Source organism: Streptomyces sp. NBC_00442, assembly GCF_036014195.1.
In the GTDB taxonomy this organism is placed as follows: Bacteria; Actinomycetota; Actinomycetes; order Streptomycetales; family Streptomycetaceae; genus Streptomyces.
In genome coordinates this window covers 5,062,214-5,075,808 of the sequence record NZ_CP107918.1, presented here as the reverse complement: position 1 = coordinate 5,075,808, position 13,595 = coordinate 5,062,214, and the positions used below count along the sequence as shown (strand labels likewise).

Here is a 13,595-nt window from a genome sequence, read left to right as displayed (position 1 = left end):
GGAGACACCGCCATGCCCACCACCCGCCGGAAGCCGGCCGCCGTCCTGGCCGCGACCGCCTGCATAGCCCTGTTCGCCTCCGCCTGTACGGGCCAGAGCGACACCAGCACCCAGAACGACGACGCGTCCAAGGACACGACGATCACGTTCTGGCACGGGTGGAGCACCCCCAGCGAGGTCGCGGCCATCCAGGCCGACGTGGCCGCCTTCCAGAAGGCGCACCCCAACATCCACGTCAAGGTCGTCGGCGACATCAACGACGACAAGATCAACCAGGCGTTGCGGGCGGGCGGCTCCAACTCCCCGGACGTGGTGTCGTCGTTCACCACCAACAACGTCGGCAAGTTCTGCTCGTCCAACGCCTTCGTCGACCTCGCCCCGTTCCTGAAGAAGGACGGCATCGACCCGGCGAAGACGTTCCCGAAGACCATGAACGAGTACACCCAGTTCCAGGGCAAGCGCTGCGCGCTGCCGCTGCTCGGGGATTCCTACGCGCTCTACTACAACAAGGACGCCTTCAAGGCGGCCGGCATCGACGGCCCGCCCACCACCTGGTCGGAGTTCGAGGCGGACGCCAAGCTGCTGACCAAGCCCAAGGGCGACTCCTACGAGCAGCTCGGCTTCATGCCGGACTACCACGCCTACGAGACGACGACCGAGCACTACCTGGCGCAGTGGTCGCCGACGTACTTCGACGCGAGCGGCGCGTCGAACATCGCCAAGGACCCGGCGTTCGAGAAGGGCCTCGCCTTCCAGAAGCAGCTCGTCGACGGCCTCGGCGGGTTCGCCAAGCTGGAGAAGTACCGCACCTCCTTCGGCGAGGAGTACGGCGCCACCAATCCGTTCAACACCGGCCAGGTCGCGATGGCCATGGACGGTGAGTGGCGGCTCGGCATGGCGCTGGCCGGCAAGCCGAAGTTCGACATCGGAGTGGCGCCGCTGCCCGTCCCCGACGACCAGAAGGCCACGCACGGCAAGGGCTATCTGACGGGCACCATCGCGGGCATCGCCGCCACGTCGAAGAAGCAGAACGCCGCCTGGGAGCTGGTCAAGTTCCTGACCACGGACACGGACGCGGTGGTGAACTTCGCCAACGCCATCCACAACGTGCCGTCGACCTTCGCCGCCCTCTCGTCGCCCAAGCTGCAGGCCGATCCGCGCTTCAAGACCTTCCTGGACATCGCGCAGAACCCGAACTCCACCACGACCCCGGCCTCCGTCAACGGCGGCCAGTACCTGGTGTCGCTCCAGAACCTCGGCTACGACATCGAGAGCGGCAAGCAGACCGACATCAAGGCGGGGCTCGCCAAGACCGCCCAGGAGATCGACGCCGCGATCGCGCAGGCGAAGTAGGCCGGCCGTGAGCACCACGTACACACTGCGCGCCAAGCACCGCCGCTCGGCGCTGCGCACCCTGGCGTTCCTGTCGCCCTGGCTGATCGGGTTCTGCGTCTTCTTCGCCTACCCGCTGATCTCCACGGTCTACTTCTCCTTCACCCACTACGACGGCTTCGGCGCGGCCACCTTCGACGGCCTGACGAACTGGTCGTACGTGTTCGGCGAGTACCCGCTGTTCTGGCCGGCCCTGCGCAACACGCTGTGGCTCGTGATCGTCATGGTCGCCTGCCGTGTGGTGTTCGGGCTCGGCGTCGGCATGCTGATCACCAAGATCAAGACGGGGGTGGGCGTCTTCCGCACCCTGTTCTACCTGCCCTACCTCGCCCCTCCGGTCGCGGCCACGCTCGGCTTCGTCTTCCTGCTCAACCCCGGTACCGGGCCGGTCAATTCACTCCTGGGCGACCTCGGGATCCCGGCGCCCGACTGGTTCACCGATCCGTCCTGGTCCAAGCCCGCGCTCACCCTGCTCGCGGTGTGGGGCGTCGGCGACCTCATGGTCATCTTCATGGCCGCGCTGCTCGACGTGCCCACGGAGCAGTACGAGGCCGCCGAGCTCGACGGGGCCTCGCCCTGGCAGCGGTTCCGCTACGTCACCCTGCCGAACATCTCGCCGATCGTGATGTTCGCCGTGGTCACCGGCGTCATCCAGGCGATGCAGAGCTACACCCAGCCGCTGGTGGCGGCCAAGGTCGCCTCCGGCAACATGGGCAACTCCGGGCAGCAGTTCGAGCCCGGCTACCCCGACAAGTCGACGCTGACCCTGCCCCAGCTCGTCTACAACCTGGGCTTCCAGCGCTTCGACTACGGCTCCGCGTGTGTGGTCGCGCTCGTCCTGTTCGCCCTCTCCATGGCCTTCACCGCGCTGCTCATGAAGCGCCGCGGCGGGCTCGTCCAGGCAGGTGAGTGACATGACGTACGCCTTCGACCACGCCGCCGCTCCGACCGCGACCCCGGCGGGCAGGACGGCCCGCCGCAAGGCCCTGCTCCGGTGGATCGCCGTGCATTCCCTCGGCGTGGCGGCCGCGCTGTTCTTCGTGCTGCCCTTCGTCTTCCTGCTGCTCACCTCGCTGATGGACGGCCGGCAGACCCTGACCCGGGACCTGATCCCGCACCACTGGGCGTGGTCCAACTACCGCGCGGTGTTCGAGACTCCCGGCTTCTTGACCTGGTGGAAGAACACCCTGCTCTACGCCGGGCTCGGTACCGTGCTCAGCGTGGTGTCGTCGGTGCCGGTCGCGTACGCGCTCGCCAAGTTCCGCTTCCGCGGCCGGAACCTGTCGCTGATGCTGGTCATCTCGATGATGATGCTGCCGCCGCAGGTGATCATCATTCCGATGTACCTGTTCTGGGCGAAGCAGCTGGACCTGTCGGGCACGCTGTGGCCGCTGATCATCCCGCTGGCGTTCGGCGACGCGTTCACCATCTTCCTGCTGCGGCAGTTCCTGCTGACCATCCCGAACGAGTACCTGGACGCCGCGCGGGTCGACGGGTGCGGAGAGCTGCGCACACTGATCAAGGTGGTGCTGCCGATGGCGCGCCCCGGCATCGCAGCCGTCGCCCTCTTCCAGTTCTTCTACGCCTGGAACGACTACTTCGGACCGCAGATCTACGCGTCCGACACGCCGGCGTCCTGGACGCTGAGCTATGGCCTGGAGTCCTTCAAGGGCGCGCACCATACCGACTGGAACCTGACCATGGCCGCGACCGTTCTGGTCATGGCCCCCGTGATCCTCGTCTTCTTCTTCGCGCAGAAGGCTTTCGTCGAGGGCGTCACGCTGACCGGAGTGAAGGGCTGACCAAGAATGAAGCTCGCAGTAGTGGGGGGCGGGTCCACCTACACCCCCGAACTCATCGACGGCTTCGCGCGGTTGCGGGACACGCTGCCCGTCAGTGAGCTCGTCCTCGTCGACCCGGCCGCCGACCGCCTGGAGCTCGTCGGCGGGCTCGCCCGGCGCATCTTCGCCAAGCAGGGGCACCCGGGGAAGATCGTCACCACCTCCGACCTGGACGCGGGCGTCGAGGGCGCGGACGCGGTGCTGCTCCAGCTGCGCGTCGGCGGCCAGGCCGCACGGCAGCAGGACGAGACGTGGCCGCTGGAATGCGGCTGCGTGGGCCAGGAGACCACCGGGGCGGGCGGCCTGGCGAAGGCGCTGCGCACGGTGCCGGTGGTGCTCGACATCGCCGAGCGCGTGCGCCGCACCAACCCGGACGCCTGGATCATCGACTTCACCAACCCGGTCGGCATCGTGACCAGGGCGCTGCTCCAGGCCGGGCACAAGGCGGTCGGCCTGTGCAACGTGGCCATCGGCCTCCAGCGCAAGTTCGCCGCACTGCTCCAGGTGGCGCCCGGCGAGGTCCACCTGGACCACGTCGGCCTCAACCACCTCACCTGGGAGCTGGGGGTGCGCCTGGGCGGTCCCGGGGGCGACAACGTGCTGCCCAGGCTGCTCGCCGAGCACGGCGACACCATCGCCGACGAGCTGCGCCTGCCCCGCCAGGTCCTCGACCGGCTCGGCGTCGTGCCCTCGTACTACCTGCGCTACTTCTACGCGCACGACGAGGTGGTGCGCGAGCTCGGCACCAAGCCGTCGCGTGCCGCCGAAGTCGCCGAGATGGAGCGACAGTTGCTGGCGATGTACGGCGACCCGGCGCTCGACGAGAAGCCCGAGCTGCTCGCCAAGCGCGGCGGCGCCTTCTACTCGGAGGCCGCCGTCGACCTCGCGGCGTCCCTGCTCGGCAATGGGGGAAGTCCGGTGCAGGTCGTCAACACGTACAACAACGGCACCCTGCCCTTCCTCGCCGACGACGCCGTCATCGAAGTGCCGGCCCGCGTGGGCCATGGCGGCGCGGTCCCGCTCGCCGTACCCGAACTCGACCCGCTGTACGCCGGGTTGATCGCCCACGTCACCGCATACGAGGACCTCGCCCTGGAAGCCGCCCTGCGCGGCGGGCGCGACCGGGTGTTCCGGGCGCTGCTCGCCCACCCGCTGGTCGGGCAGTACGACTACGCCGACGGGCTCACCGACCGGCTGATCGCGCACAACCGGGAGCACCTCGCGTGGGCATGAGTGTGCTGGCGATCGACGCCGGCAACAGCAAGACCGACGTGGCGCTGATCGGCGCGGACGGCACGGTGCTCGGCACGGCGCGGGGCGGCGGGTTCCGGCCGCCGTCGGTGGGGGTCGAGGTGGCCATGCGCATGCTGGCCACCACGGTGGAGGAGGCCCATCTCGCCTCGCGCAGCCCCGGTCCGCTGCGGGTCGCACACGTGTCGGCATGCCTGGCCAACGCCGATCTGCCCGTGGAGGAGCGGGAGTTGGCGGCGGCCCTCGAAGCCCGCGGCTGGGGCGACTCGGTGCGGGTGTACAACGACACCTTCGCGATCCTGCGCGCCGGGCTGCCCAGCGGCGCCGAGCCGTGCGGGGTCGCGGTGGTGTGCGGCGCGGGCATCAACTGCGTCGGCATGACCCCGGACGGGCGCACCGCCCGCTTCCCCGCCATCGGGAAGATCTCCGGGGACTGGGGCGGGGGCGGGGGCCTGGCCGAGGAGGCGCTGTTCTTCGCGGCGCGCGCCGAGGACGGCCGCGGCGAGGCGACCGCGCTCGCGGCCGCGCTCCCCGCCCACTTCGGGCTCTCCTCGATGTACGAACTGATCGAGGCGCTGCACCTGGAGAGGATCCCCGCGGTGCGCCGGCACGAGCTGAGCCCGGTGCTCTTCGAGGCCGCCGCGGCCGGGGACGCGGTGGCCTGCGCCCTGGTGCGGCGCCAGGCCGAGGAGATCGTGGCCCTGGCCGCCGTCGCGCTGGGCCGGCTCGGCCTCCTTGAGTCACCGGTTCCGGTACTGCTCGGCGGCGGCGTGCTCGCGGCCCGGCATCCCCAACTGGACAGTGCCGTTCACGAGTTGCTCGCGGAGCGGGCGCCCAAGGCGGTACCGCTCGTGGTGACGACGTCGCCCGTGCTCGGCGCGGGTCTGCTCGGCCTCGACCGGGTGTCGGCGCCGGAAGAGGCGTACGCACGGCTGCGCGCCCAGTACGCCTAGTCCCTCCGTCACGTCCGGGCCGTCCGGTCGTCCGGGCCGTCCGGACCTCCGGGGGCCCCGGGGAACCGAATGGATCGGCTCCGCGTATACATGGGAGGGAACGTGGGGCAGGGGGCGAAGGGGCTCGGAGCGCGGAGCACGCAGGTAACAAGATCCAGACAACCCTGGATGGTTGTCGGTCCCTGCGGCCATACTGCCTAGGCAGCGACCGAGGGGGAGGTCAGGTGGCGATGTCGCCGAACGTGCGCGAACCGGAGACGCGGGAGGCCGCGACCGGGTCCGCGGCGCAGCCGCGACCCGGCGCGCACCGGGGCTGGGCGGACGCCCGCGAGCGGATGCGTGCCGTCGCGACGACCGAGCCCGGCCGCCTGTGGATCATCGGTACGGTCGTGGCGGTGCTCGTGGTGGCCTTCGGGGCCGTCACCGCCTGGGAGGTGTCCGACCGCGCGGCCGCCGCCGACGACGTGGTGAACCGCAGCCAGCCGCTGAGCGCCGACGCCGCGTCCATCTACCGTTCGCTGGCCGACGCGGACACGGCGGCGGCGAGCGGGTTCCTCGCCGGCGGCCAGGAGCCGCTGGACGTGCGCAAGCGGTACGACGCGGACATCGCGACCGCGTCCCGGCTGCTCGTCAAGGCGGCCGCCAACACGACGGGCTCGGCGGAGTCGGCCCAGCAGATAGCCACGCTCAACGAGCAGCTCCCGCTCTACAACGGCCTGGTCGAGCAGGCGCGGGCCAACAACCGGCAGGGCTTCCCCGTCGGCGGCGCCTATCTCAGGTTCGCCAACCAGAAGATGAGCTCCAGCCTGCTGCCCGCGGCGCAGAAGCTGTACGAGGCGGAGACCGGCCGGCTCTACGACGACTACGACCAGGCGGACACCTGGCCGTACGCGGCGACCGTGCTCGGCCTGCTGGCGCTCGGCGGGCTCGTGTGGGTGCAGCGGCGCAACTACCTGCGCACCAACCGGGTGTTCAACCACGGTCTGGTCGCCGCGACGGCCGCCTCCACCGTGGTGATGCTGTGGCTGGTGGTGGGTCATGCGGTGGCCTCCTCCGACCTGTCCACCTCGCGCGCCCACGGCCAGGAGTCGCTGAAGGTCCTCAACGACGCCCGGATCAGCTCGCTCCAGGCCCGCGCGAACGAGAACCTGACGCTCGTGGCCCGGGGAGCGGTGCTGACCAAGGACGGCAAGGACCTGTACGAGGCGGAGTTCACCAAGGAGATGTCGGCGCTCTCCGACAAGCTCGGCGTCGCCAAGAACCTCGCCGACGACGACGCGGGCAAGGAGCCGGTGACGCAGGCCAAGGACGACATGGACACCTGGCAGAAGCGTCACACGACGGCCCGCAGGACGGACGACAGCGGTGACTACGACGGCGCGCTGAACCAGGTCCTCGCCGCGAAGGGCTCCACCGGCGAGTGCTTCGACCGGGTCGATCAGCAGCTCGACTCGGCGATCTCCCACGAGCAGCGCCAGTTCACGACGGCCGCGTCCGACGGCCGCGGTGCCCTGACGGGCCTCCCGCTGGGCGCGGCGGCCCTCGCGGTGCTCGCTGCGGCGGCCGCCGCCGTGGGCGTCAGCCGCCGGCTCGCGGAGTACAGGTGAGCGGCATGGACAGCGGCAACGGACGAGCCAGGGTCTCTCGTCCGGATCAGGCCGGATCAGGGAGCGGGGCCCGGTGCGGTGCATCGCAAGGCGGAGGAGGGCGACATGGCGGAGCCATGGCAACCGACGACAACGCCGCGAGGGGCGGCACCGGGCCCCGCGAGCCCGGCATGATCCAGACGAGAGGCCCTGGCAGCGGCGGATGGGCGAGAGGGGTCGCGATGAGCGGCGCGAACGGCTCGGCGGATCCGGCCCACCCGGCCGCCCCCGGCACCGACACGCCGGGCCGCGCCCGGCGCACCGGGCGGCGCGGGGCGGGGCGGCTGCGCGGCTGGGGCGGGGTGGCCGGGATGGCCCTCGCGCTCGCGGTCGCGGCGGGCACCTTGATCCCGCTGACCCGGCACGGCGGGGAGACGGCCGCCGCGGTGGGCGTCGCGGGGCCCGGCACCGCGCGCAGCGTGCAGGCCAAGGCCGACGACTGCAAGGACCCGGAGGCGAGCCTGCCGCGGTCGACGGCGGACGGGCCGAACATCGACGCCATCAAACGGCGCGGCAAGCTGATCGCCGGCGTCGACCAGAACAGCTTCCGCTGGGGCTACCGCAATCCGGCGACCCGCACCCTCGAAGGCTTCGACATCGACCTGGTGAAGGCGATCGCGAAGAACATCCTGGGCGACGAGAACGCGGTCATCTACCGCGCCATCCCGACCAGTCAGCGCATCCCCGCGCTCCAGAACGGCACGGTCGACGTGGTCGTGCGGACCATGACCGTCAACTGCGCCCGCATCAAGCAGGCGTCCTTCTCGACCGCCTATTTCGAGGCGGGCCAGCAGGTGCTCGCGCCCAAGTCCTCCGACATCAGCGGCTTCGACGACTCGCTGAAGGGCAAGCGGGTCTGCGTGGCCGCGGGCTCGACCGCGTTCGACGCGCTCAAGGCGAAGCCGCACGGCGCCGACTACCAGGACTTCACGGTCCCCAACCAGCTGGACTGCCTGGTGCGCCTCCAGCAGAACCTGGTGGACGCGGTCGTCACCGACAACGCGCTCGCCGCGGGCCAGGCCGCCCAGGACCCTGCGGTCGAGCTGAAGGGCAGCCCGTTCACCAGCGAGTACTACGGTGTCGCCGTGAAGCTCGGCAACACCGACCTGGTGCGGCGCATCAACCAGGTCCTGGAGGACTACCGCAGCGGCGGGGCCAACAGCCCGTGGATGCAGGCGTACCACCACTGGCTCGCCGCCGACCTGCCCGGCATAGAGAGCCCGCCCGCACCCAAGTACCGGGCGGGTTGAGCGCGTTGACCGCGGTTTCGCACCACAGAGCGGAGAGGTGATCGATGGGCGCGGGATCCTCCCCCAGCTCCACCGGGGGACCCCCGGGGCCGGTCATGGACCGGGACGAGGCGGACCGTGCCCTGGCGCGCCTCGACGCCGAGCACGAGGCCGTGGAGACCTCGCTGCTCGCCCTCCAGGACCATGCCGGGCGCCGGCTCCTCGAAGGGGCCGGGCTCACCGGCGTCACCAAGGAGCGCTGGGCCGCCACCGAGCAGTCGATCTCGCTGTTGTGGGCGTACTTCGACGCGTACACCGCGGCCCTGGAATCGACGCGTGAGCTGCGTGCCCGGCGGCGCTGGCCCAGCAGGGAGGACCTGGTGGAGCTGACCGACCGGCTGCGCGGCCCGTCCGTGACGCTCTCCGGGGCCGCCCTGCACGGCGCACCGACCCTGGCCGGCGGCCCGGCGAAGCTGACCGAGCGCTTCTCGCTCGCCGACCTCGTGCACCGGATGAACGAGCTGTACGCGCGCTCGCTCGACGTGGTCGTGGCCGCCGACTCGGTGTGGTCGGCGCTGCCCGCCCGGATAGACCTCCTCGCAGCCGAGCTGCACCGCACCCGCGGCCTCGCGCACTCGGTGGGCGTGCGGCCGGGCGAGCACCCGTCGGGCGACGACCTGGAGGCGATCACGGCCGAACTGGCCGAGCTGCGCACCCAGGTGATCTCCGACCCGCTCGCGTTCTGGGTGCCCGCCGCGGGCAGCTCGGCGCCGGGCGGCGGCCGCCCCGACACCGGGCGCTACGACCGGGCGGCGCGCGCCCTTGAAGACGTACGGCGGGAGATCGACGCTGTTCTGACGGTGCGTCAGGATGCCGAGCAGCGTCTCGTCCGGCTGCGTGACGTCCTTTCGCGGGCCGACCGCACGCTGGCCGAGGCCCGCTCGGCGCGCGGCGAGGTCCTGGCCAAGATCGCCGCGAGCGAGGTGCCCGCGGTGAGCGGGCCCTCCATCGTGCTCCAGGAACAGCTGGCCGCGGCCGCCGAGTACCGCAGGCACGCGCAGTGGCACCGGCTCTCGCCGCTCCTGGAGTCCCTTGAGCGCGAGGCGGAGGACGAACTGCTGCGCGCCCGCGCGTCGTTGACGGCGGTCACCGCGCCCCTGGCCATCCGCGCCGAGCTGCGCGGGCGGCTCGACGCGTACAAGGCGAAGGTCGCCCGGCACGGCATGGCCGAGGACCCGCTCCTGATCGAGCGGTACGACGCGGCCCGCCGGATGCTGTGGTCCGCGCCCTGCGATCTGCGCGTGGCCGAGGACGCGGTGCTGCGCTACCAGCGGGCGGCGGCGGAGGTACTGGTCCCGAGACAGTCCGGGCCCGAAGACGTGAGGGGGGATTCGTGAGCGAGAACACCCAGTGCCAGCGCCCCGGTTGCGCCGGTACGTACGAGGACATGGGCGGCGGTGAGCTGTACTGCGACACCTGCGGGCTCGCTCCCGTCGTGTCGCCCACGGGCATGGTGTCGTCACCGCCGACCGGGATCACCGGCGGCGGCCACCGCTCGGCCTCCCAGTCCTCCCGTTCCTCCTCGCGCGCCTCCGCCCGCTCGTCTTCGCGGTCCTCGACCTCGCGGCGCTCGGTCTCCGGGCGCCTGTCGTCGCTGACCGGCACCACCACCGCGCGATCGGTGTCGGTGCGCAGTTCGGGCGCGGCGGCGAGTTCGTCGGCGCGCAGCAGGCTCGGCGCGGGCCTGGTGACGGTGCCCGGGGTGCCGCGCCCCGACCCGCGCTCCGCGGTGATGGAGCACCCCGAGGTCCCCGAGCGCAAGCGGTTCTGTTCGCGTTCGGACTGCGGGGCTCAGGTGGGCCGTTCGCGCGGGGACCGGGCCGGGCGCACCGAGGGCTTCTGCACCAAGTGCGGCCACCCGTACTCCTTCGTGCCGAAGCTGCACACCGGCGACGTGGTGCACGGCCAGTACGAGGTGATGGGCTGCCTCGCGCACGGCGGGCTCGGCTGGGTCTACCTCGCCGTGGACCGCGCCGTGTCCGACCGCTGGGTGGTCCTCAAGGGCCTGCTCGACACCGGCGACCAGGACGCGATGGCGGCGGCGATCTCCGAGCGGCGCTTCCTCGCCGAGATCGAGCACTCCAACATCGTGCGGATCTACAACTTCGTGGAGCACCTCGACCAGCGCACCGGGTCGCTCGACGGCTACATCGTCATGGAGTACGTGGGCGGAAAGTCGCTCAAGGAGATAGCGAACGAGCGGCGCACGGCCGACGGCCGGCGCGACCCGCTGCCCGTCGAGCAGGCGTGCGCGTTCGGCATCGAGGCCCTGGAGGCGCTCGGCCACCTGCACAGCCGCAACCTGCTGTACTGCGACTTCAAGGTCGACAACGCGATCCAGACCGAGGACCAGCTGAAGCTGATCGACATGGGCGCGGTGCGCCGCATGGACGACGACGAGTCGGCGATCTACGGCACGGTCGGCTACCAGGCCCCCGAGGTCGCCGAGGCCGGCCCGTCCATCGCCTCCGACCTGTACACGGTGGCACGCACGCTCGCGGTGCTGACCTTCGACTTCCAGGGCTACACCAACGTCTACGCGGACAGCCTGCCGGACCCCGACACCATCGACGTGTTCCGCACGTACGAGTCGTTCTACCGGTTCCTGGTGCGGGCCACCGACCCGGACCCGGCGCGCCGGTTCGCCTCAGCGCAGGAGATGGCGGAGCAGCTGACGGGCGTGCTGCGCGAGGTCGTGGCGCTCCAGACGGGCCGGCCGCGGCCCGCCCTCTCGACCTTGTTCGGCACCGAACTGCGCGTCACGGACACCAAGTTGTTCGCCGAGCCGAGCGGTGACGTCTCGCGCCTGGGGGCGCGGGTCGCCCCGGTGGGCAGGCGCGCCCGCAAGGCGCTCGCGGCGGCGGCGGTTCCGGCCGCGGCCCTCGCCGCCGTCCCGGCGGGCGCGCCGCCGGTGCCGGTCCTCGCGCCGAACACCCCGGGCCTGCCCGATCCGGCGACGCGGGGCGCCATTCCGGCGCCGCGCACCGAGGGCGCCACGGGCAGAGGCGCGTCCGGGGGGCCGCTGCTGGCGCCCCTCGACCCGCGGGGCACCACGCTGGCGCTGCCGGTGCCGCACGTGGATCCGAGCGACCCCAACGCGGGGTTCCTCGCGGGCCTGATGGCCGCCGCGCCCGCCGAGCTGATCACCGCGCTGCGCTCGGCTCCGGCCCACTCCATCGAGCGCAGGCTGCGGGAGCTGCGGGCCCGGCTCGACATGGACGAGCGGGTCTCCGCGGGCAAGGCCCTCGATTCCCTGGAGGCCGACTACCCGGACGACTGGCGGGTGGTCTGGTACCGGGGCCTGGCCTCGCTCGCCGCGGGCGACAACGAGAACGCGGCGCTGTCCTTCGACGCGATCTACGACGCGTTCCCCGGCGAGCCGGCCCCCAAGCTCGCGCTCGGCGTGTGCGCGGAGGTGCTCGGCCAGCTCGACAACGCCGCCGAGTACTACCGCCTCGTGTGGACGACCGATCCCAGTTATGTCAGCGCCGCGTTCGGCCTGGCCCGGGTGCAGCTCGCCGCGGGTGACCGCACCGGCGCCGTACGGACGCTGGAGTCCGTGCCTGAGGCCTCCATCCACTACACGGCGGCGCGGGTCGCCGCGGTCCGGTCGCGGCTGCGCAGCCGGTCCCCGCAGGACCCGCTGCTCGACGACCTGTTGGCGGCGGCGGCCCAGGTCCAGGCGCTCGACGCGTTCGGTCTCGACGCGGTGCGGCGCGAGCAGCTGGCGACCGAGGTCCTGGGCACCGCCCTGGACTGGGTACTGTCGGGGAGCACCGGTGCCGGGCCGGCACGAAAAACCGTTCTGCTCGGCAGCGAACTCGACGAGCGGGGCCTGCGCTTCGGTCTGGAACGTTCGTACCGGATGCTCGCCCGGCTGGCACAGCGCGGCGAGGAAAGGATCGACCTGGTGGAACGGGCCAACCGATTCCGCCCACGGACCTGGGTGTGACGATGTCGCAGACGCATCAGCTTGCCGCCTGCCCCGGCTGCGAAGAGCCGCTGGAGACGGGCGACCTGTTCTGCGGGGCCTGCGGGTACGACCTGTCGGCCGTGCCCGAGCCGCCGCTCGACCATCCGACGATCGAGATGGCGTCCCCGGCCGCCGCCGCGACGCACGGCCCCCAACTCCCCTACCCGGTAAGGACGGACGAGCCGAACCCGGTGTCCGCCCCCGGAGCGGAGGGCGAGCCGGCGGAGTATCCCCTGGCGGCCCCCGACCCGCGCGCCGCGGAGCCGGATCCGGACACCCATGTGGCGAAGCCGCCCGTGCCCGGCGTGAAGGTGTGCGTGGCCTGCCGGGCCGGCCGGGTCGACGGCGACGGCTACTGCGAGAACTGCGGGCACGCCCAGCCGCGCGAGCGCGACCACATGGAGCAGGAGCTCGGCGGGGTCTCCGCGGTCAGCGACCGCGGGCTGCGCCACCACCGCAACGAGGACTCCTTCGCGCTGTCCTCGGCCGCGCTGCCCGACGGCTCGCCGGCCGTCGTGGCGATCGTCTGCGACGGGGTGTCGTCCGCGACCCGCCCCGACGAGGCGTCCGCGGCCGCGGCCGTCGCCGCCAACGAGTCGCTCCTTGTGGCCCTGCCGCAGGGCATCCACCCGCAGCAGGCGATGCACGACGCGATCCTGGCCGCCGCCGAAGCGGTCAACTCCCTTGCCGCGGAGCCCGCCCAGGTGCCCGCGCACGAGGCGCACCGGCATCAGAACGCGCCGGCCTGCACGCTGGTGGGCGCGATCTCGGTGGGCGGCCTGCTCGTGGTCGGCTGGGTCGGCGACAGCCGCGCGTACTGGGTGCCCGACGACCGCACGGCCGCCCCGGCCCGGCTCACCGAGGACGACTCGTGGGCGGCGCAGATGGTGGCGGCCCGCCTGATGAGCGAGGCGGATGCCTACGCCGACGAGCGGGCCCATGCCATCACGGGGTGGCTGGGCGCCGACGCGTACGACCTCGACCCGCACACCGCGTCCTTCAAACCGGACCGCTCCGGCGTGGTGGTGGTCTGCACGGACGGCCTGTGGAACTACGCGGAGGGCGCCGAGGAGATGGCCCGCGTCATCCCGGTGGACGCCGCCGAACGGCCGCTGCACAGCGCGCAGGTGCTGGTCGGGCACGCGCTGGACGGCGGGGGCCACGACAACGTAACAGTGGCCGTTGTGCCGTTCGCGGTGGAACAGCAGGGGGCAGGATCCGCCTACCCGTAGGCCCCGCCCCCGGGCGCG

General features: G+C 72.1%; 10 protein-coding genes. All 10 read left to right on the top strand.

Annotated elements, in window-relative coordinates; all coding sequences use genetic code 11:
* Window positions 1–12: 12 nt before the first annotated feature.
* The 10 genes from OG432_RS22660 (at window position 13) to OG432_RS22615 (ending at window position 13,577) form a co-directional block, all read left to right on the top strand.
* Window positions 13–1,353: an ABC transporter substrate-binding protein gene (locus OG432_RS22660; RefSeq protein WP_328312782.1), complete on the top strand. Its 1,341-nt coding sequence runs from the start codon at window positions 13–15 to the stop codon at window positions 1,351–1,353.
* A 7-nt stretch (window positions 1,354–1,360) separates the two neighbouring features.
* Window positions 1,361–2,305 (top strand): carbohydrate ABC transporter permease, encoded by a 945-nt coding sequence (locus tag OG432_RS22655; protein WP_328312781.1) that lies wholly within the window; start codon window positions 1,361–1,363, stop codon window positions 2,303–2,305.
* A 1-nt stretch (window position 2,306) separates the two neighbouring features.
* The gene (locus tag OG432_RS22650; protein ID WP_328312780.1) at window positions 2,307–3,194 is read left to right on the top strand and encodes a carbohydrate ABC transporter permease; all 888 of its coding nucleotides are present in this window, start codon (window positions 2,307–2,309) and stop codon (window positions 3,192–3,194) included.
* A 6-nt stretch (window positions 3,195–3,200) separates the two neighbouring features.
* Window positions 3,201–4,466 carry a 6-phospho-beta-glucosidase gene (locus OG432_RS22645; protein WP_328312779.1) on the top strand — a complete coding sequence of 422 codons (1,266 nt, stop codon included), beginning with the start codon at window positions 3,201–3,203 and terminating at the stop codon, window positions 4,464–4,466.
* Complete coding sequence (locus OG432_RS22640; protein ID WP_328312778.1) at window positions 4,463–5,437, top strand: N-acetylglucosamine kinase; 975 nt, start codon at window positions 4,463–4,465, stop codon at window positions 5,435–5,437. The genes OG432_RS22645 and OG432_RS22640 overlap by 4 nt, the downstream gene beginning before the upstream one ends.
* A 230-nt stretch (window positions 5,438–5,667) precedes the next feature.
* A complete protein-coding gene (locus tag OG432_RS22635) occupies window positions 5,668–7,044 on the top strand; it encodes a hypothetical protein (RefSeq protein ID WP_443058436.1) in 1,377 nt (458 codons plus the stop codon).
* Window positions 7,045–7,394: 350 nt separating this feature from the next.
* Window positions 7,395–8,333, top strand: a complete 939-nt coding sequence (locus OG432_RS22630) for a glutamate ABC transporter substrate-binding protein (RefSeq protein ID WP_328315203.1) — start codon at window positions 7,395–7,397, stop codon at window positions 8,331–8,333.
* A gap of 95 nt (window positions 8,334–8,428) precedes the next feature.
* Complete coding sequence (locus OG432_RS22625; RefSeq protein ID WP_443058435.1) at window positions 8,429–9,709, top strand: hypothetical protein; 1,281 nt, start codon at window positions 8,429–8,431, stop codon at window positions 9,707–9,709.
* A gap of 50 nt (window positions 9,710–9,759) precedes the next feature.
* The gene (locus OG432_RS22620) at window positions 9,760–12,324 is read left to right on the top strand and encodes a serine/threonine-protein kinase (protein ID WP_328315202.1); all 2,565 of its coding nucleotides are present in this window, start codon (window positions 9,760–9,762) and stop codon (window positions 12,322–12,324) included.
* Window positions 12,321–13,577: a protein phosphatase 2C domain-containing protein gene (locus OG432_RS22615; RefSeq protein WP_443058434.1), complete on the top strand. Its 1,257-nt coding sequence runs from the start codon at window positions 12,321–12,323 to the stop codon at window positions 13,575–13,577. Before OG432_RS22620 ends, OG432_RS22615 begins: the two co-directional genes overlap by 4 nt.
* Window positions 13,578–13,595 lie beyond the last annotated feature (18 nt).